At 64.2% G+C, this 19,848-nt stretch carries 17 protein-coding genes and 1 pseudogene; 1 reads left to right on the top strand and 17 read right to left on the bottom strand.

Translation table 11 applies throughout. The annotated features are described in order from the left end of the window. Positions 1 to 7: 7 nt before the first annotated feature. The 17 genes and pseudogenes from ACFSOZ_RS21735 to ACFSOZ_RS21655 all read right to left on the bottom strand — a co-directional run bounded on the left by ACFSOZ_RS21735 (position 8) and on the right by ACFSOZ_RS21655 (position 18,900). Positions 8 to 493, bottom strand: coding sequence for a hypothetical protein (locus ACFSOZ_RS21735; RefSeq protein WP_379101373.1), 486 nt, complete (start codon positions 491 to 493; stop codon positions 8 to 10). 116 nt (positions 494 to 609) lie between these two features. Beyond that, positions 610 to 1,170, bottom strand: coding sequence for an FMN reductase (gene msuE, locus ACFSOZ_RS21730; protein ID WP_379101371.1), 561 nt, complete (start codon positions 1,168 to 1,170; stop codon positions 610 to 612). 64 nt (positions 1,171 to 1,234) lie between these two features. After that, entirely contained in the window at positions 1,235 to 2,482 is a 1,248-nt protein-coding gene (locus ACFSOZ_RS21725; RefSeq protein ID WP_379101369.1) for an SfnB family sulfur acquisition oxidoreductase, read from the bottom strand. Positions 2,483 to 2,506: 24 nt separating this feature from the next. Further along, positions 2,507 to 3,313, bottom strand: a complete 807-nt coding sequence (locus ACFSOZ_RS21720) for an ABC transporter ATP-binding protein (protein ID WP_379101367.1) — start codon at positions 3,311 to 3,313, stop codon at positions 2,507 to 2,509. 78 nt (positions 3,314 to 3,391) lie between these two features. Beyond that, positions 3,392 to 4,729 carry an ABC transporter substrate-binding protein gene (locus tag ACFSOZ_RS21715; RefSeq protein ID WP_111544900.1) on the bottom strand — a complete coding sequence of 446 codons (1,338 nt, stop codon included), beginning with the start codon at positions 4,727 to 4,729 and terminating at the stop codon, positions 3,392 to 3,394. A gap of 66 nt (positions 4,730 to 4,795) precedes the next feature. Then, positions 4,796 to 5,836, bottom strand: a complete 1,041-nt coding sequence (locus ACFSOZ_RS21710; RefSeq protein WP_379101365.1) for a branched-chain amino acid ABC transporter permease — start codon at positions 5,834 to 5,836, stop codon at positions 4,796 to 4,798. A gap of 2 nt (positions 5,837 to 5,838) precedes the next feature. After that, positions 5,839 to 6,738: a branched-chain amino acid ABC transporter permease gene (locus ACFSOZ_RS21705; protein WP_379101363.1), complete on the bottom strand. Its 900-nt coding sequence runs from the start codon at positions 6,736 to 6,738 to the stop codon at positions 5,839 to 5,841. Further along, positions 6,735 to 7,664, bottom strand: a complete 930-nt coding sequence (locus ACFSOZ_RS21700; protein ID WP_379101361.1) for an ABC transporter ATP-binding protein — start codon at positions 7,662 to 7,664, stop codon at positions 6,735 to 6,737. The genes ACFSOZ_RS21705 and ACFSOZ_RS21700 overlap by 4 nt, the downstream gene beginning before the upstream one ends. Positions 7,665 to 7,788: 124 nt before the next feature. Then, positions 7,789 to 8,892 carry a dimethylsulfone monooxygenase SfnG gene (sfnG, locus tag ACFSOZ_RS21695; protein WP_379101359.1) on the bottom strand — a complete coding sequence of 368 codons (1,104 nt, stop codon included), beginning with the start codon at positions 8,890 to 8,892 and terminating at the stop codon, positions 7,789 to 7,791. A gap of 166 nt (positions 8,893 to 9,058) precedes the next feature. Next, positions 9,059 to 10,513 (bottom strand): FAD/NAD(P)-binding protein, encoded by a 1,455-nt coding sequence (locus tag ACFSOZ_RS21690; protein WP_379101357.1) that lies wholly within the window; start codon positions 10,511 to 10,513, stop codon positions 9,059 to 9,061. Beyond that, positions 10,510 to 11,682, bottom strand: coding sequence for an FMNH2-dependent alkanesulfonate monooxygenase (gene ssuD / locus ACFSOZ_RS21685; protein ID WP_379101355.1), 1,173 nt, complete (start codon positions 11,680 to 11,682; stop codon positions 10,510 to 10,512). Before ssuD ends, ACFSOZ_RS21690 begins: the two co-directional genes overlap by 4 nt. A gap of 238 nt (positions 11,683 to 11,920) precedes the next feature. After that, entirely contained in the window at positions 11,921 to 12,826 is a 906-nt protein-coding gene (locus tag ACFSOZ_RS21680) for a dihydrodipicolinate synthase family protein (RefSeq protein ID WP_379101354.1), read from the bottom strand. Between the two features lie 11 nt (positions 12,827 to 12,837). Further along, positions 12,838 to 14,549, bottom strand: a pseudogene (locus tag ACFSOZ_RS21675) (IlvD/Edd family dehydratase). A 14-nt stretch (positions 14,550 to 14,563) separates the two neighbouring features. Continuing rightward, positions 14,564 to 15,343: an SDR family oxidoreductase gene (locus ACFSOZ_RS21670; RefSeq protein WP_379101352.1), complete on the bottom strand. Its 780-nt coding sequence runs from the start codon at positions 15,341 to 15,343 to the stop codon at positions 14,564 to 14,566. 24 nt (positions 15,344 to 15,367) lie between these two features. Continuing rightward, positions 15,368 to 16,318, bottom strand: a complete 951-nt coding sequence (araH, locus tag ACFSOZ_RS21665; protein ID WP_379101350.1) for an L-arabinose ABC transporter permease AraH — start codon at positions 16,316 to 16,318, stop codon at positions 15,368 to 15,370. An 11-nt stretch (positions 16,319 to 16,329) separates the two neighbouring features. Next, positions 16,330 to 17,841, bottom strand: a complete 1,512-nt coding sequence (gene araG, locus ACFSOZ_RS21660; protein ID WP_379101348.1) for an L-arabinose ABC transporter ATP-binding protein AraG — start codon at positions 17,839 to 17,841, stop codon at positions 16,330 to 16,332. Positions 17,842 to 17,907: 66 nt separating this feature from the next. Then, entirely contained in the window at positions 17,908 to 18,900 is a 993-nt protein-coding gene (locus ACFSOZ_RS21655; RefSeq protein ID WP_379101346.1) for an arabinose ABC transporter substrate-binding protein, read from the bottom strand. Between the two features lie 256 nt (positions 18,901 to 19,156). On the opposite strand from ACFSOZ_RS21655, the gene ACFSOZ_RS21650 reads away from it, so the two are divergent. Then, positions 19,157 to 19,846: a FadR/GntR family transcriptional regulator gene (locus ACFSOZ_RS21650; protein WP_379101686.1), complete on the top strand. Its 690-nt coding sequence runs from the start codon at positions 19,157 to 19,159 to the stop codon at positions 19,844 to 19,846. Positions 19,847 to 19,848 lie beyond the last annotated feature (2 nt).

Raw genomic sequence — 19,848 nt, 5'->3', positions numbered from 1 at the left:
TTCTGATTCAGAGAGTGAACGACCAGAACAGGCAGGCCAGCGTCGCGGCGGCGAAAACCACGAAGAACAGGCTGCGCAGCAGCACGTTGCGGCGCAGCTCGTTCAGGACGAAGTGGCAACCGACGATCGCCGCGGCAAACAGGAACCGCCAGTTGAGCAGCGCCCATACAGCGCTGCCCTGGCCGAAGGCCCATCTGGCGGCAAGACAGCCGAAAATGGCGGCAAACAGCACGATCACCGTCCAGAAGAGCGCGTCGGCGGCATGGGTCAGGACGATGCTGGCCGCCCTGATCGGCAGGATCATCATCAGCAGCGCACTGAAGAAATAGACTGATGCAAGCGGAATGAACGTTCCGGCATCGGCGATGCCGTCGAGACGCCTGACGCCGATCGCGCCATAGGGATAGCCGTGCCTGGCCACGGCCAGGCTCAACGCCATGAGCAAGGCGGTCAGCACGGTGACGAGTGCGAAGGAGGCGAGGGCTTTGCTCATGATGTTCCTGTCCCAGACGAATCAGACAGGAACAGATGTAGGCGGGCGGTCGTAAATTGCGCGTAAGCAAGGGCACTGCCCTCGCGGATTTATCGGCACAATGGGCCGGCCGAATGCTACTCGGCGGCGATCCTGCCTGCCGAGCGGTTGGCCAGCACGAAGCCGACCTCGTCCACCGCCTGCGCCGCACGCTTCAGGATCGCATCTGAGCGAAGCACGCCGTCCGTAAAATCCTTGTCTGTGGCATAGACGGCGGTGGGCAATGTGAAGGCCTCAAAGAAGCCGAACAGCGGCCGCAGCTGATGCTCGACGATCAGGGCGTGGCGCTCACCGCCGCCGGTCGCGGTCAACAGGATAGGCTTTCCCCGCAACGCAGCCGGATCGATCAGGTCGAAGAAGTGCTTGAACAGGCCGGTGTAGCTGCCCTTGTAGGTCGGCGACCCGACGACCAGCACATCGGCGGCAAGGACTTCCTCCAGGATTGCGCGCGCCTGTCCGTCGAGATCGCGGGCCCATCTTGCCGTTCCCAGCGATGGACCGAGATCCTCGACGTCATAGGTGCTCGCTGACAGGCCGTGGCTGGCGGCGATGTCCCTGGTGACCAGATCGACGAAGGCGCGCGTCTTTGACGGCCGGGTGATGTTGCCGGAAAAGCCGACGACTGTTGGGTTTGACATGGCAGTGGGCCTCTTGGGTGGTCGAAGTTTTGATGTGGCGAGCCGCCCGCCCGCCGGTGGGAAATCAGCTCCAGGCGTGCAGCGGCGGGTTTTCGCCGTTGAGGAAATACTTGCCCAGGATGGAATATTTCCAGCGCACCGGATCGTGCAGCGTGTGCGTGCGGGCATTGCGCCAGTGCCGGTCGAGATTGTGCTCGGCCAGCGTCGAGCGGGTTCCCGCCAGTTCAAACAGCTTGTTGGTGGCGGCGATGGCGATTTCGGTCGACAGGATCTTCGCTTCGGCGGTGACGATCTGCGCATGCGCCACCGTCTCCGCGGTCGGCTCGGCCACCGCCCGGTCGATGGCGTGGCCGGCCTTTTCCAGCAGCGCCTGCGCCGCGTGCAGCCGCAGCGTCAGGTCGCCGACGGCCTGGATTGTGTAGGGATCGTCCCAGGCATTGTCGACGCCGCTGTCGATCCAGGCGCGGCTCCTGGTCCGGACGAAACTGACCGTCTCGTCGATCGCCGCCTGGGCGATGCCGGTGTCGACCGCCACCTGGATGATCTGGAAGATGGCGCCGTCGGCGGTCGGCTTGTCATAGCCCTTGTAGCCGGGCACCAGATGCGTCTTCGGCACCTTGACGTTGTCGATGATGACGGTGCCGGACAGCGTCGTGCGCTGGCCGAAGCTCGACCAGTCGTCGATGACGGTCAGGCCGGGCGCGCCACGGTCGGCGATGGCATACCAGGCGCGGCCCTCGTCATCGAGCGCCACGATCGGCACCAGATGGGCGAGCAGCGCGCCGGATGAATAGAATTTCCGGCCGTTGACGACCACATGATCGCCGGCATCGGTGAAGCGGGTCTCGAAATCGGCGGCACGCTTGGAGCCGAACTCGGAAAAGGCATTGCCGAACCGCGTGCCTTTCAACACTTCGGCGAACAGCAGCTTCTGCTGAACCGCATCCGACACAGTGCGGATGGCGGCGACGACGCCAAGATGGTTCTGCGCAATCTGGCCGATCGAGGAATCCGCCGCCGAAATGATTTCGATCACCCTGGCGAGCGTGGCGTAGGATAGTTCGGGGCCACCAAATGCCTTCGGCACGTTGATCGACCACAGGCCGCTTTGCGAAAACGCATCGAGTTCGGCAACCGGCCAGATCCGCTCGCGGTCGCGCCGGGAGGAGTCCTTGACGAATTCGGCGGCGAGCGTGTGCGCAATGGCAATTGCTTCGGCGTCGTCCTTGATGATATGCGCCGGCACGGTTGGCCGCGCGACTGGCGGCACGGCGGCGGAGGCGTGGTCGGTCTTGACGGTCGAGACGGTCATTTCACTGCTCCTTCGGATTTCGTTTCATGCAACGGCATGGAGATGAGCTGACTTGGCAGTCGGTGATGGCTGTTGCCCGGAGGTCGATTGACCGAGATAGAAGGCCCGCACGTCCTCGCGCTGGCGAAGATCGGCAGCCGCGCCAGAGAGAACGGAGACGCCGTTTTCGAGCACGGTGGCGTGGTCGGCATAGCCAAGCGCGACCGCCGAGTTCTGCTCGGCGACCAGGATCGACAGGCCGGTCTCGCGGTTCAGTTTTCTCAGCGTCTGGAAGATGTCCTGGACGATGAGCGGTGCGAGCCCCATTGACGGCTCGTCGAGGACCAGCAGGCGCGGCCGCGACATCAGCGCCCGGCCGACGGCCGTCATCTGCTGCTCGCCGCCGGAGGTGAGACCGGACAAGGTCCGGCGCTTCTCCCTGAGGCGAGGGAAATAGCCGTAGATCCGCTCGAGATCCCCGTTGATCTCGGCACGGCGGCCGCTGCGGCCGATGCCGCCGGCGACCAGATTTTCCTCGACGGTCAGGCTCTTGAAGCAGTGGCGGCCTTCCAGCACCTGCACCAGCCCGGCGCGCACCAGATCGCCCGGCTTGCGGCGTGAGACATCGCCGCCTTCGTAGCGGATGGTGCCCGCGTTGACCTGGCCGCGCTCAGCCGGCAGCAGGTTGGAGACGGCCTTCAGCGTGGTGGTCTTGCCGGCGCCATTGGCACCGAGCAACGCCAGGATCTCGCCGCGCCTGATCTCGAAGCTGACGCCATGCAGCGCCGTGATGGCGTGGTTGTAGGTGGCATGAACTGCGTCCACGGCGAGAATGACGTCATCGTTCGGCATGGGCTCTTCTTCCGTGGTCGATGAACCGAAAAGGCCGGGCGCCGCGGAAACCGATCCGTAGCGCCCGGCGTTGATTGATCAGTTGGTGGTCACTGCGTCAGCATCGTCGGCGGTGCGCAGCTTGATGCCCTTCTCGGCGGCATAGGCCTCGGCCGACTTCTCGATGATCGGCCGCAGCAGCGCCCAGTCCGGCGCGATCCAGTCGGAGACGACGTTCCACTTCTTGCCGTCCCACTGCTGGAAGGTCACATAGCCTTCGCCCTCGTGATTGTCCCAGCTGACATTGATCGAGTGGAACAGGTCCTTGGCGCCGAGCGCCTCGACCTTGGCCGGATCAAGCTTGAGGTGTTCGAAGCCCCAGCGGACCTCGTCGCCGGTCAGCGTACGATGGCCGAACTTTTCCTGCGCGACGCGGATCGCCTCGACATTGAGGATGCCGTTGACGATGCCGAGATTGTGGTAGACCGAGCCGATGCGCGACTTGTCTTCCAGATTGCCCTTGCCGGCGCCGTAGACCGTCTTCACGATCTCCTGCACCACCGGGTAGGAGTTGCCGGAAGCCTGGGTGGTGATGGCGGTGTAGCCCTTGGCGGCATCGCCGGCCGGGATCACGTCCTCTTCGGAATTCGACCAGACATTGCCGACGATATGATCGACGGGGAAGCCGACTTTCACAGCCGTCTTCAGCGCCACCGGGTTCATCACGCCCCAGCCGCGCAGGACAACAAAGTCCGGCTTGGCGCGGCGGATCGTCAGCCACTGCGACTGCTGCTCGTTGCCAGGATGCGGCACCTCGATCTGCTGCACGGTGAAGCCGTATTTCTGCGCCAGCAGCTCATAGATCGGGATGGTCTCCTTGCCGTAGGGCGAGCCGTGATAGAGCACGACGATCTTCTTGCCCTTCAGCTTGTCGATGCCGCCTTCCTTGGACGCGATGTAGTTCACGATGCCGGACGTCTCGCTGTAGGGATTGAGCAGCAGCGGGAAGACGTAAGGGAAGACGCGTCCGTCGGTGGAATCGGTGCGGCCGTGATTGACGGTGATCAGCGGCACCTTGTCGGCGGTGATGCGATCGATCATGGCATAGGCGATGCCGACCGAGAGCGGATTCCAGGCGGCGGCACCAGCATGGCTCTTCTGCCGCTCGTAGCATTCGACACCGCGCTCGACCTCATACTGGGTCTCGCATTCGTCCCAGGTCAGCTTGACGCCGTTGACGCCGCCGTCGCGGATGTTGATGAGGTTGAGATAGTCGATGAAGCCGCCGAAGAAGCCGGTGCCGCCGGCCGCATAAGGCCCGACGCGGTAGCTTTGCAGCGGGAAATATTGTTCGTCGGCGTGGGCGGCGGGCAAGGCCACCGACACGATCATCGCCGCGGACAGCGCCGCCGCCTTGATGGTGCTCAGGAAGGTCATGGTCAGGGTACTCCCGGTATGGGCCGTCTTGGGTTCGGCCTCTGGTTCATTTTCGGATGCATTGGCTCAAGTCGACTGCCAGGCGAATAGGAGCCGTTTTCGGATCCTGTCCCACAGCGCCACCAGCCCGTCGGGTTCGAGGATCAGAAACAGGATGATGAGCGCGCCCAGCACGATGCGCTGGCTCATGTCGAGCACGCCCGAGTCGAAGAGATCGCCGAGCAGAAAGCCGCCGAGGCGAGACAGAGCGAGCGGAAAGACCACGATGAGGGCGGCGCCGAAAAAGGCACCGCGGATCGAAGCCAGACCGCCGATGATGATGATGAACAGGATCTGGAACGAGCGATCGAGATCGAAGCCGTCCGGCTCGACGGTCCTGAGGTAGGCGAAGGCCCATATGACGCCGGCGACACCGATGATGAAGGACGAGATGGCGAAGGCGAGAAGCTTGGTCTTCAGGACCGGGATGCCGATGATGCGGGCGGCGGTCTCATTGTCGCGGATGGCGATGAAGTTGCGCCCGGTCTGCGACGAGACCAGCCGGTAAGCAAGGAAGGTGAGGACGCTGACGATGGTCAGCGCGAACAGGTAGCGGCCGATGGCGCCATCGAGAGCGAAGCCGGCTATCGACAGCCTCGGCGCGTCGATGACGCCGGACGCCGAGTCGTTGGAGAACCAGCTGAATTTGGTCAGCGCCCATTGGACGAAGAACTGCGCGGCAAGCGTCGAGACCGCGAGATAAAAACCCTTCAGCCGCAGGCTCGGCAAGCCGAAGACGATGCCGATCGTGGCCGCGACGATGCCGGCTAGGAAAATGCTGCCGATCAGCGGCAGGCCCTCGTCCCGCAGGTTGAAATTGTAGGCGGCGAAGGCGCCCGCCGCCATGAAGGCCGCGCTGCCCAGCGAAACCTGGCCGGCATAGCCGGTCAGGATGTTCAAGCCCACGCCGGCGAGGCTGAGCGCGAGGAACGGCACCAGGATGGCCTCGAACAGATAGCTTGAGCCGATCAGTGGCACGACCCCATAGGCGAAGGCGAGCAGCAGGACGGGCACGACCCATTTCGGCAGCACCGGCGCGGAAGAGAATTCGCTTGATATCGCGGTCATGCTCAGATCCTTTCGACCAGCTTCTGGCCGAACAGGCCGGAAGGACGGATCAGCAGGAAGACGAGCGCGACGACATAGGCGAACCAGCTCTCGATGCCGCCGCCGAAATAGTCGCCGATATAGACCTCGGCGAGCTTCTCGCTGGCGCCGATCAGCAGCCCGCCGACGATGGCACCGAGGATGGAATCGAAGCCGCCGAGCACCAGCACCGGCAACGCCTTGAGCACCACCAGGGACAGCGAGAACTGCACGCCGAGACGCGCACCCCAGAGCAGGCCCGCCACCAGCGCGACAAGACCGGCCGCCGCCCAGACGGTGGCCCAGATAAAGGGCAGGCGCAGGCCAACCGCGAGGGCCGCGAACTGGTCGTCGGCGACGGCGCGGAAGCTGAGACCGATGCGGGTGTAGCGGAAGAACAGCGACAGCAGGAGAACCATGCCGGCGGCAACCACGGCCGCGAAGATATCGAACTGGCTGATCAGCACACCGCCGACTTCAAGCGGCACGTCCTCGATGCCGAGGTCGAGGCCGTGGACCTGCGTGCCCCAGATCAGCTGGGCAGCGCCCTCGATGATGTAGGACAGGCCGAGGGTCGCCATGAACAGCGTGATCGGCGGCTTGTTGGTCAGCGGCCGCAGCACCGTGCGCTCGATGGCGATGCCGATCGCCACCATGATGGCGAAGGTGACGACCAATGCCAGGGCGAACGGAACGCGGCGTTCGACAAGGCTGACGAAGGTGAGTGCGGCGAACAGCAGCATCGCGCCTTGCGCGAAATTGAGCACACCTGAGGTCTTGTAGATCAGTACGAAGCCGATCGCGACCAGCGAGTACATGACGCCGGAGAGCAGGCCGCCGACGAGCACCTCGATGAAGAACTGGTAGTCGAAGTCGGCGATCATATGCCTGCCCCGTCCTCATTGTCCGAGGCGACGCCGAGATAGGCATCGATGACGCGCTGGTCGTTCCTGACTTCGTCGGGCGTGGCATCGGCGATCTTGCGGCCGTAGTCGAGAACGGCAATGCGATCCGACAGGCCCATGACGACGCCGACATCATGCTCGATCAAGACTACTGTGGTGGCGAAGCGGTCGCGCGCGGCGCGGACGAAACCCGCCATCTCGCTCTTTTCGCTCGCGGTCATACCGGCCATCGGTTCGTCGAGCAAAAGCAGGCGCGGTTCGGCGACCAGCGCACGGGCCAGTTCGACCCGCTTCTGCAGCCCGTAAGGCAAGGTGCCGACAAGGCGATCGCGAACGGCGGCGAGGTCGAGGAATTCGAGGATCTGGTCGGCGCGGCTCAGAGTGTCACGCTGCTCGCCGCGCGAGCGGCCCATGCCGAGCACCTGGCCGGCAAAATTGGAGCGGATCTTGTAGGCGAGGCCGGACGCGACATTGTCGAGGACGCTGAGGCCCTTGAACAGAGCGAGGTTCTGGAAGGTCCTGGCGACGCCGAGATGCGCCAGCCGCTGCGTCGGTACCTGTGCATAGCTGGTGCCGTCGAGCAGGACATGGCCGCGATCCGGCTGGTAGACGCCGCTGATGACGTTGATCAGCGAGCTCTTGCCAGCGCCGTTCGGACCGATGATCGCGCGGATCTCGCCGGGGTGAACCGAAAGGTCGATATCGGCCAGCGCGACCACACCGCCAAATGAAAGGCCAATGCCCTGAAGCGAAAGCAGCGGAGCGGCGGCGGCGGACCCTGTCGGCTCGCCGTTGCGTTCGGGCTGCTGCTCCCGCCGCAGAGCTGACGGCAGGCCGCGCGCCAAGACCTCCGGTGCATAGACCGAAGCCTTCATCGCTCCTAAGGCATAACTGGGCAGAGGCATTCCAATGGCCCTCGATTGCATCAGCAGGCACGCAAATCCTCATTGCTGCTCGATGGCTCGAGCGCGCTGGGGAATGTACATTCGAGTGCTGGCCGGAAGCCTGTCCGGCCAGCCCGTGCGGTGACTATTCTGCTGCCAGCGACGCTGCCGCCTCAGCGTTTTCCAGCTCGCGAACAAGCGGGATGACATGCTTGCCGAAATACTCGACCTCATCCTGGAAGTGCAGGAAGCCGAGCAGGATGAGATCGGCGCCGGCACGCTTCAGATCGACGATCCGTTCGGCGACCTGCCTGGGTGTGCCGATCAGGTTAGAACGGAAGCCGTCATTGTACTGGACCAGATCGTCGAACGACGACTTCGCCCAATTGCCCTCGCCTTCCGGCGAGGCCTTGCCGGCATTCTTGACCTCGTGACCGAAGGCGTTGACGGCGTCGGGATTGGCCTTGGCGATGACTTCGGCAAGCACCGCCCTGGCCTCGTCCTCTGTCTCGCGGACGATGGCGAAGGCATTGACGCCGACCTTGACGGAATGGCTGTTGGCCTTTGCCTTGGCCTGGATGTCGTCGACCTGTTTGGCAATTTCGGCCGGCGTGTTGCCGTTGGTGAAGTACCAGTCCGAGACGCGCGATGCCATGTCGCGCGCGGCGCGCGACGACCCGCCCTGGAAGATTTCGGGCAGCGGATGCGGCGGCTTCGGCTTCAGCGAATATTCGTTGAAGCGGTAAAAATCGCCACGGAAGGTGAAGCTGTCCTGCGTCCATATTCCGCGCAATGACCGGATGAATTCCTCCGAGCGGCGATAGCGCTCGTCATGGTCGAGCCAGTGCTCGCCGATGGCGTGGAACTCGCCGCGGAACCAGCCGGAGACGAGGTTGATGGCGACGCGGCCATTGGTCAGGTAGCTGATGGTGGCGATCTGCTTGGCCGCCAGCGCCGGGTTCCATGGCCCAGGCAGGATCGCGGCGATGACCTTGAGCGTGGTGGTCGCGGCCAGCAGATCATGGCTGAATGCCACCGATTCATGCTGTTCGTCGGCGCCGTAGCCGGCGGTGAAGCGAATCTGGCTCAGCGCGTAGTCGAAACCGGCCTTCTCGGCGATTTGCGCCAGCTTGCGGTTGTACTCGGCCGAATGGTTGGTGCGCTGCTCGATGTTGGAGATCACCAAGCCACCCGAAACATTCGGCACCCAGTAGGCGAATTTGATCGCGTCGGATTCTGCGTGTGCCATGCACTGTCTCCCATTCAGGCCGTGTCGTTGATCGGTCCGACCGCAGCCGGGTTTCGCCGATATTTATTATGTTTATAGAATATATATACAAAGAAGGATTTTCCGTTTTTGGAGCCCTATCGGGACGGAAATACCAATTTTGCGCGGCCGACCCGGCTCCCGCTTGTCAGCCCGCGATCGGACCGTGCGCGGCATTGGCGCCGACGCCCTCGGCTGGCGTGTCGAGCAGCCTTGCAATCTCGACCGCGACGGCCTGGGCATGGCGGGCGACCTCCGGCAGGCCCATGAGTTCGCCGAAAGTCCCTCGCGCCAGCGGACCGGCGACGAAGAGTGTCGCGACCGCCCTACCGTCCCGGCCGAGGGCGCGGCTGTCGCGACTTGTCTCGATACCCAGCCCGTATTGGTCGGCCCTGATCAGCCCGGCCTCGGCCAACGAGCGCAATGCCGGGTTCAGCTGAAGCGCCTGCCCATGAGCCGGGCCCGTGGTGTTGATCACGGCATCGAAGCGCGCCGTCTCGATCTGCGTCCGCCCGCGCCGTTGAAAGCTGACCGCCAGGCTGTCGTCCTCATGCTTCGATGCGACAAGCCTGGCGGCAATATTGTCGAATGTGCCGGCTGCATGACGACGGTCGAGCACGGCCGCGACCTGCGGTGCGATCCTGAAGCGATGCACGTCCCAGAATACGCGCAGCTGACGGACCAGCCTTGCCCGTTCCGGCGGAGCAAGTGCGGCCCACAGCACCGGACCCTGCAGGCGCAGCTGGTCGAACACGGACTGCCAGTTGACGTTGGCCACATGTGCCGCTGCCAGCGTAGCGCGGATTGCTTCTAGCAGTTGAAGCGCCGTGGTGGCCGGCACCGACGCAAAGTCGCCGAACGGCTCGCCCCGGATGTCCGGGTGGCCGCGCGAGCGCAGCCCGCGGCGAGACAGCGCCAGGATGCTGCCGTGATGGCCACGGCGATCGAGTTCGGCGACCATGTCGGCCGAGGTCAGTCCGGAGCCGACGATCAACACCGACGTGTCCGGCCCGATCCCGGCAAGCGCGGCAGGGGCGTATGGGTCGGCGATGAAACCTGGCGCTTCCGCCAGCGAGGTCAACGCAGCGGGAACGCCGGGCAGCGGATGCGTCACCGCCAGGACGATGATGTCGGCGGCAACCGGCCCGCTGGAGGTGTGCACGGTCCAGGCCCTGCCATCCGCGTCACGTGCGACGCCTGTGGCGAGACCGCGGACGTGGCGCAACGTGCCCGAGCCGAGCCAGGGCGCCAGCTGCTCGGCGACGTAGCGGCCGAACACGCGCCGGCGCGGATAGACGTCGCCATTCTTCCAGATGGCGTCCGGGTCTTGCTCGAGTTCGCCATTGCGGCTCAACCAGCGCGCAAAGTGCTGCGGATCGTCAGGAGCCATGCTCATTCTGACTGCGGGGACGTTGACCCGATGCGACGGCTCCGCGCTGGAATACGCAAGGCCACCGCCGATCACCGGTCGCGGCTCGATGACGGAAATCGACAGGCGTTCCGGTCGAGCTGTCCGTGCCAAATGCCAGGCCACCGCAGCGCCGGAAAAGCCGCCGCCGATGATGGCGACGCGCAATCGGCGGGCCGGAGGGAGCGCGTTCACGAGGCGCTGGCGAGCGACTTCGGCCGATGATCGCCGGCAATGGTCTCGCCGAACGGGCCGGTGTTGACAGACGAACCAGCGGCCTTCACCGGATGATCGGTTGGCAGTTTCGGCAGCACCAGTTCGCCGAAACGGTAGGCTTCTTCGAGATGCGGATAGCCGGACAGGATGAAGGTATCGATGCCGAGGCGCCGATATTCGTCGATGCGTTCGGCAATTGTGTCGGGGTCGCCGACAAGTGCTGTCCCGGCGCCACCGCGCACCAGGCCGACGCCGGCCCAGAGGTTGGGTGCAATCTCGAGCTTGGCGCGGTTGCCGCCATGCAGCGCGCTCATCCGCGCCTGGCCGACCGAATCCATGCGGGCAAAGACTTTTTGGGCCGAGGCGATCGTCGCGTCGTCGAGCCGGCTGATCAGACTGTCGGCCGCGGCCCAGGCCTGTTCGGTCGTCTCGCGCGCGATGACATGCAGGCGAATGCCGAAGGAAAGCTTGCGGCCGGCCTTCTCGGCCAGCTCCCGCACGCTGTCCAGCTTGCGCTCGACATCGGCGGGCGGCTCGCCCCAGGTCAGATATTTGTCAATCTCCTGCGCCGCCACCACGGATCCGGCGTCGGACGAGCCACCGAAATAGAGCGGCGGATACGGCGTCTGCACCGGCGGAAACAGCAGCCGGCCGTCCTCGATGCGGAAATGCTTGCCCTCGTGCTCGACCGTCTCGCCGCTCAGCACGCGCTTGTAGATCTGCAGGAATTCCTGCGTCACCTCGTAGCGCTCGGCATGCGCCAGGAAGATGCCGTCGCCCTTGTTCTCAAGTGGGTCACCGCCGGTGACGACATTGATCAGCAGGCGGCCATTGGAGATGCGGTCGAGCGTCGCCGTCATGCGGGCGGCGAGCGTCGGCGATTGCAGGCCGGGCCGCACGGCGACGAGGAAACGCAAGCGCTCGGTCAGCGGCACCAGCGCCGATGCGATCACCCAGGAATCCTCGCAGGCCCGGCCGGTTGGCAACAGCACGCCGTAGTAGCCCAGCGTGTCGGCGGCCTTGGCCACCTGCGTCAAATAGGGCAGATCGACGGCCCTGCCGCCTTCGGACGTGCCGAGATAGCGGCTGTCGCCATGCGTCGGCAGGAACCAGAGTACCTTGATACGGCCTGGAATGTCCCGGGTCATGGCTTGCCCCCCGCGGTCGGGCGGCGACCTTCTATGCTTGATGAGATCGGGGGCGGGCGCAAAAGGGTGGGCATGGCGTGGTCCTGTCCGGGTGGAAACCAGATCGCCAGTGCAGATTGCTTATTCCACAAACTGTAGAGTTAGTTTATTCTAAATCCATGACTGCGGTTAGAATTTCTCTCCCCAGGCGATGGAGCCAACCCGGCCCGCCCAGCGCGAAGGCCGCGGGCCTTCGGTATTAACCCGGCAATCGGCCCAGATGGGCAGCGAAGCGCTCCACCATCGCAAGGCCAGCCTCGCCGGGCCGCATCGCCGGGGCGCGGTCGTGTATCGGCATGCCGGTACGGGCGCCAAACAGCCTTTTACCGTAGCAGACCAGGTTCTCGATGCCTTGCATGACGAAGACCGCCGCCGGCAGCATTTTTGCATACTGGGTTTCGGCCGCTGCTTCGTCTCCGGCGCGGAATGCATTGTAGGCGCGCACGGCAATGTCGATGCAATCGGGCGCCAGGATCATGCCGCAGCAACCGACGCGGAAATTGTCGATCAGTTCCAGACCGCCGCGCCCATTTAAGACGGGAATGCGGCCCTCGGTGCGTTCGATCAACCCGGCGATGTCGGTGACCGGACCTTCGCCCTTGATCAGCCGGATGTTGGGATGAAGCGTAACGAGGTCGCGGATTTCGTCCGATGTCAGGCCGCGCCCGAAAAAGGCCGGCGCGTTCTGGATCGCCACCGGCAGGTCGGTCGCCTCGGCGACACGGCCGAAGAACTTGATGTATTCCGATGCGCCATACGACCCAACGAGTGGCGGCTGCAGGATCACCCAGTCGGCTCCGACGCTTTCGGCGTGGCGGATCTGGGATACCTGCTCGGCAACCGAAGAGCCGAAAATGGTGAAGGCGAGCGGCACTTTTCCGGCTGTGTCCTCCGCCGTCCAGTCCATGATCGTCCGGCGCTCGGCCTCGGTGAGCTTGGCGACTTCCGTCGCAAGGCCAAGCGCCGCCATGCCATGCACTCCGGTCGCCAGGCAGATCTCGACCTGCCTTCGCATTGCCGCGCGATCAAGCCGCTCGTCTTTGTCGAAGAGCGCGTAGAGGATGGCGTGGATGCCATGGATATCATCGGGCCGGAAATTCGGCATCCCGGTCACCCTCAATGGCTTTCGCGCGGGATAGCGTGGCCTCGGCTACCGACGAGAAAATCGAGGTCCGCACCACGATCCGCCTGCAGCACACGGTCAACGTAGAGGCCCTGATAGCCGCCGCGCATCGCCGGCTCCGGCGCGGTCCAGGATGCGCGCCGTTTCGCGAGTTCCTGCTCGGACACGTCGAGATGCAGCTTCCGCGCTTCGACATCGAGCTCGATGATGTCGCCGCTCCTGACCAGCGCCAGCGGGCCGCCGACGGCGGCTTCCGGTGCCGCATGCAGCACCACCGTGCCGAAAGCGGTGCCCGACATGCGGGCATCGGAGATGCGGATCATGTCGCGGATGCCTTGCTTGAGCAGCTTCTGCGGCAGAGCCATGTTGCCGACCTCGGCCATCCCCGGATAGCCCTTGGGACCGCAATTCTTCAGCACCATGATCGAATTCTCGTCGATGTCGAGCAAGGGATCGTCGATGTGCACCTTGTAGTCGTCGATATCCTCGAAAACGACGGCACGTCCGCGATGCTTCATCAACCCCGGTGAGGCGGCCGATGGTTTGATGATGGCGCCGTCGGGCGCCAGATTGCCGCGCAGCACCGCAATCCCGCCCTGCCGCGTGAGTGCCTTGTCGCGTGGGCGGATCACCTGCGGATTGTCATTCCTGGCGTCGGCGATGTTCTCGCCCACGCTCCTGCCGGTGACCGTCAGCGCATCGAGGTCGAGCAGGTCGGCGATCTCCTTCATGACAGCCGGAATGCCGCCGGCGTAGCAGAAATCCTCCATCAGGAAGCGGCCGGACGGCATCAGGTCGAGGATGGTCGGCACGTCGCGGCCGTACCCGTCCCAATCGTCCAGCGTAAGCTCGGTGCCGACGCGACCGGCGATCGCCAGCAGATGCACGACCGCATTGGTCGAGCCGCCGATCGCGCCATTGACGCGGATGGCGTTGGCGAAGGCCGCCTTCCTGAGGATGGCCGACGGGCGCAAATCCTCATTGACCATCTCGACGATGCGCCGCCCGGTCATACGGGCGATGCGGCTGCGGCGGGCATCTACCGCGGGATAGGCAGCGTTGCCCGGCAGCGCCAGGCCGAGTGCCTCGACCATCGAGGCCATGGTCGAGGCGGTGCCCATGGTCATGGAGTGACCGGGCGAGCGCGACATGGCGCTCTCGGCATTGGCGAAATCCTGTTCGCTCATCACCCCGGCGCGGACATCTTCGGAGAATTTCCACACATCGGTGCCGGAGCCGATCTCGCGGCCCTGGAAGCGGCCGTTGAGCATCGGTCCGCCAGAGATGACGATCGACGGCAGGTCGCAGGAGGCCGCGCCCATCACCAGCGACGGCGTGGTCTTGTCGCAGCCGGCCATCAGCACGACGCCGTCCATCGGATTGCCGCGGATCGCCTCCTCGACATCCATCGAGGCGAGGTTGCGAAACAGCATCGCCGTCGGCCGCAGATTGGACTCGCCACACGAGAAGACCGGGAATTCGAGCGGCAAGCCGCCGGCCTCCAGCACCCCGGCCTTGATGTGCTCGATCAGGCCTCGAAAGTGCACGTGGCACGGGGTGAATTCGGAAAAGTGTTGCAGATGCCGATCACAGGGCGGCCGTCGAAGGCATCGTCGGGCAGACCGTTGTTCTTCATCCAGCTGCGGTGGATGAAGGCATCCTTGCCCAAACCGCCGAACCAGTGCTGCGATCGTCTCTTGCTCATGGTCTTCCCAGTGTTCAGGCGGGATGCTGCAGCTGGCTCAGCCCACCATCGACGACGAGGCTGGCCGCGTTCATGAACGGGCACTCGTCGGAGATCATGAACACCGCAGCAAGCGCGATCTCGCGCACCGAGGCGATACGGCGGCCAGGATGCAGCGCCATGGTGTTGGCGCGCGCCGCGGCCGGGTCAGGAAAGCTGTTCCAGTAGTCGATCGCCTTCTGCGTCTCGACATAGCCCGGCGCCAGCGCGTTCACGCGCACGCCTTGCCCCGCATATTCCAGCGCCAGCGATTTGGTCAGGCCGAGCAGAGCGTGCTTGGCAACGGGATAGGGGAAAGTGTGCGGGATGATGGTGAAGCTGTGCGTCGAGGCGATGTTGAGGATGACACCGCCACCGCTGGCGATCATCGCCGGCAGCACCGCCTTGCTGCAGTTCCAGGCGCCCTTGACGTTGACGTCGAAATTGCGGTTCCACTCCTCCTCGCTGGTGTCGAGTGGCGTCGAAAACACATTGACCCCGGCATTGTTGATCAGTGCGTTGATCGGGCCGATCTCGTCGCTTGCCCGCCTGACGGCAGCGGCAATCGCGGTGCCGTTGCTGATGTCGGCGGCGATATGTCCGACATGGCCCTGCGGTGCGGCAAGACCGGCGACGGTCTTGTCCAGTAGCGCGCCATCCTGGTCGACCAGGAATAGCTTTGCCCCTTCGGCAAGGCAGGCCTCAGCGATGGCCAGCCCGATGCCTTGCGCGGCACCCGTCAGGAAGATGCTTTTGCCGGACAGGCGCTCAGCCATTTTGGTCACTCCAGTCGAAGACGATCAACGCCGCCCCAATGCCGACGAGCGCAGATTGTCGAGCAGCACCGCCAGGAGCAAAATAACGCCGCGCACGATGTACTGGTAGAAGGCCGGGATGTTGAGCAGGTTCATGGCGTTTTCGGCGATGCCCATGATCAGCACGCCAACGATGACGCCCGACATGGTGGCGCGGCCGCCGGCAAGCGAGACGCCGCCGAGCACGCAGGCAGAGATGACCGAAAGCTCCAGCCCGACCGCCGCGTTGGGCTGGCCCGAAGTGATGCGCGATGCCAGCAGGATGCCGGCGATGCCGCAGACGACGCCCTGGAGGGCGAAAATCCAGATGCGCGTCCTGTCGACATTGACGCCGGCAAGCCGGGAGGCCTCCGGATTGCCGCCGATGGCGAGCGTGTTCTTGCCGAAGACGGTGCGGTTCAACACAAAGCCGAAGATGCCGAAGAGAGCGGCCAGCACCCAGATCGGTGTCGGTATGCCCAACAATTTCGACAGCGCGAGCTGGTAAAAATCAGGGCTGTTGATGCCGACGGCGCGGCCGTCGGACGCGATCAGGGCGAAACCTCGCACGATCTGCATGGTGGCCAGCGTGGTGATCAGCGCGTTGATGCGGAATTTGGCGATGACGACGCCGTTGATGAAGCCGACGAAGGCGCCGGATGCGATTGCCGCCAGAAGGCCGAGCAGGATCGAGCCGGTGGCGTTGGACGCCATCACGGCGACCATACCGGCAAAGGCGACGATCGAGCCGACCGACAGGTCGAAGTCGCGCGCCGCGAGGCAGAACATCATTGTGCAGGCGACGATGCCGACGGTGACCACCGACTGCAGCAGGCCGAGCATGTTGCGGTCCGTGAGGAAGTTCGGCACGAGAGCCGACACCAGCGCGAAGGCAACGAGGAAGATGACGACAAGCCCCTGTTCGCCGAGCAGGATCTTCTTCAACTGATCGGTCATGGCAAAAATCCTCAGGATGCGATCGCGTCGGGGGTTTTCTTGTCGGGAAGAGCGGCGGCCAGGATCGCCTTCTCGGCGAACTGGTCGCGGGCCAGTTCGGCGCTGATGCGGCCACCGCACATCACCAGGATGCGGTCGCAGATGCCCATCACCTCCGGCAGTTCGGACGAGACGACGACGATCGCCATACCGTCCTCGGCAAGCTGGTAGAGCAGTTCGTAGATTTCCGATTTGGCGCCGACGTCGATGCCGCGCGTCGGCTCGTCGACGATCAGAACCCGCACGCCCTGCTCGGACAGCCAGCGGCCAAGGATGACCTTCTGCTGGTTGCCGCCGGAGAGGTTGATGATGTCCTGCCTGCGCGAGGGCGTGCGCACCTTGAGCTTGTTGATGAAGGTTTCGGCGGTCGCGATCTCGCAGGCGCGGTTCAAGACGCCAAAGCGCGTGTGATGGCGCCGCGACGAGATGTTGATGTTTTCCTCGATCGAACGGCCCTGGATGATGCCGTCATGTTTGCGATCTTCCGAGCACAGCACGATGCCGGCCCGGATTGCGCCATGCGGATCGGTGGCGTGGATCACCTTGCTGTCGACAGTGATGGCGCCGCCCGTTCGCGGATCGGCGCCGAAGACCAGCCGCATCAGTTCCGAGCGGCCGGCGCCGATCAGGCCGAAGAAGCCGACGATCTCGCCGGCGCGGGCCTCGAAGCTGGCCGGCGTCCTCAGCTTTGTCCCGGACAGGGCCTCGACCTTCAGCCTGATACCGCCTGCCTTGCGCGGGCGAAACCCCCAGATGTCCGAAATCTCGCGGCCCACCATTTCGGCGACGACCTGATCGCGGGTGACATCTTTCAGCGATGCATGGTGCGCCGCGAGCTTGCCGTCGCGCAGCACGGTCAGGCTATCGCAGAGCCGGAACACCTCATCCAATCGGTGCGACACGTAGATGATGACCTTGCCCTCGCCGCGCAGCCGGTCGATCAGGGCAAACAGGATTTCGCTTTCGCGCGACGACAAGGAAGAGGTCGGCTCGTCCAGCGCGATGACACGCGCGTCGAGCATGATCGCCTTGGCGATCTCGACCATCTGGCGCTCGCCAATGGACAGCGTCTTGACCTTGCGGCGCATGTCGATGTCGATGCCGGCCGATTTCAGCTTGGTGCCGACGTCTTCCAGCATCCGGCGGCCTGCGATGATGCCGGCGCTGGCGGGAAAGCGGCCGAGGCTGAGGTTTTCGGCAACGGTGAGCTCGGGAACGAGCTGCAGTTCCTGGTGAATGACGATGACGCCATTGTCGAAGGCATCCCGGGTCGAGGCATAGGCCTGGACCTTGCCGTCGATGCTTATATCGCCCTCATCGGCATGCTGGTCGCCGGAAAGGATCTTGATCAGGGTGGACTTGCCGGCGCCATTCTCGCCCATCAGGCCATGCACCGCGCCCTTGTCGACGCCGAACGAGACGTCCGACAACGCCTTGACGCCCGGATAGGTCTTTGTGATGTGCGAAAATTCGAGAAAGGACACGGGCTTCGATCCTTCTGTGTGGGAAACAGGCGGCGGATAAGCCGCCGCCTGTTTGTACAGGGAGGATTATTCGATGCCGAGGCCCTGGCGGACCTTCTGAAAGTCGTCCCGCTTGGCCAGTGCGCCGGAGGTCAGGATCAGCTTCTCCGGTTCCTTGTTGTTGGCAACCCAGTCGTACATGTTGAGCGCCGTCTCGTAGCCATGACGCTTCGGCGAGATGATCACCGTGCCGACAAAGCCGGTGGCGGTCGGCTTCTTGAACTCGTTGATCGCCGAATCGGCGCCGCCGATGCCGACGCCGATCATGCCGTCGGCCGGAATGCCGACGCTTTCGGAGGCGCGCACGGCGCCCAGTACTGCTTCGTCATTGAGGCCGAAGGAAACCCATTTCTTGATGTCGGCATGGGCGTTGAGCACGACCGTCGCCGCGTTGAGGGCAGCTTCCGTATCCGTCTTGGCCTGCGGCGCGTCGAAGATGTTCTCGGCCTTGAAGCCGTTCGCCTTCAACACCGAGATGGCGCCTTCGACACGATCGACAGCCGTCGGCAGCTGATCATAGGAGACGCGGATGGCGCCGACCTCGTCGGCCTTCCAGCCGCGCGCCTTCATTTCATCGACGATCGCCTGGCCGACAGCCTCGCCGATCTTGGTGGCCGAGATGCCCATATGCGGCACGTCTTCCAGCGCCTTGCCGTCGGAACCGACCAGACGGTCGTCGACGGTCATCAGCTTGAGATTGTTGGCTGCGGCCTTGGCGACGATGCCAGGTCCGAGCTTCACGTCCGGCGTGCAGACGATGAAACCCTGCGCCCCTTGCGCGCCGAGATTGTCGATCGCCGACATCAGCTTCTCACCGTCCTCGGCGCCGATCTTGACGAGGGTGAACCCCTTTTCCTTGGCGGCCTGGTCGGCGAACTTCCATTCGTCCTGGAACCACGGCTCCTCGGGCTGTTTGACGATGAAGCCGATCTTGGTGTCCTGAGCATAGGCAGAAGCGATCGTCGTGACGGACAGCACGGCAAGCGCGCCCGCGACGAGCGCGGTCTTCAAAAGTCGCATGATTTCCTCCCAGCGATAGGCCGGGCGCTCAGCCCGGATGCGGACTCTCTATTCGCTTTTATCATACTCGTCAATTGATCTGGTATGATAATTAATGTACATGCTCTGAGCAGCGATCGCTGGCGCAACTCGTTTGCATCCGCTAATGCCGGGCCGGTTGTGCGAACTGGCAGGTTCGCCGCCTTGGAGGAGGGCTGAGGTGACCGAGATTTCGAAGAAGACACCGGGCGACACGACGACCCGTCGCCCGCGCGTCATGCCCGACGTGACGAAGGCTATGGCCTCGGACATTTTTTCCGGACGCTATCCGGCCGGGTCCTCCTTGCCGACCGAAAACGAACTTGGCGTCGAATACGGCGTCAGCCGCACCGTCATCCGCGAAGCCCTGAAGGTGCTGGCGGCCAAGGGGCTGGTGCTGTCGCGGCCGCGCGTCGGCACCATCGTCTGCAACGAGGACGACTGGAACATCATCGATCCGCAGGTGCTGGCCTGGCACGCACCGCATGCGCTGGACGACAAGCTCTTCGACGCCATTCTCGAAACACGCCGCGCCATCGAACCGCTGGTCGCCGAGCTTGCCGCCACGCGCGCAACACTGCAGGAGGTCGCCGATCTCGAAGCGGCCTGGCGCGGCATGGCAGGCGCCGGCGAGGACCTCGCCATGTTCTCGCGCTCCGACATCGCCTTCCACCAGATCGTCTATGCCGCAAGCCACAACCCGATCTTTCGCCAGATCGGCAATCTGATCGACACCGGCCTCAAATTCTCGCTGGAAGCGACGGCGGTGATTTCGCTCGACCGGCGCCTGGAAGCGGTGGCGGCGCATCGCGAGGTGGTGGAGGCGCTGCGCATGCGCGACGTCGAGGCGGCGCGTAGCGCCGCAAACAAGATCCTCGACCTTGCGGCGCGCGACCTCGTCAGCGCCAAGAAACTCAAGAACAACTGAGA

The organism is Mesorhizobium newzealandense (assembly GCF_042682145.1).
GTDB classification, from domain to species: Bacteria; Pseudomonadota; Alphaproteobacteria; order Rhizobiales; family Rhizobiaceae; genus Mesorhizobium; species Mesorhizobium newzealandense.
Note: the sequence above shows the minus strand (reverse complement) of the source record. Positions and strands in the feature narration are given on the sequence as shown.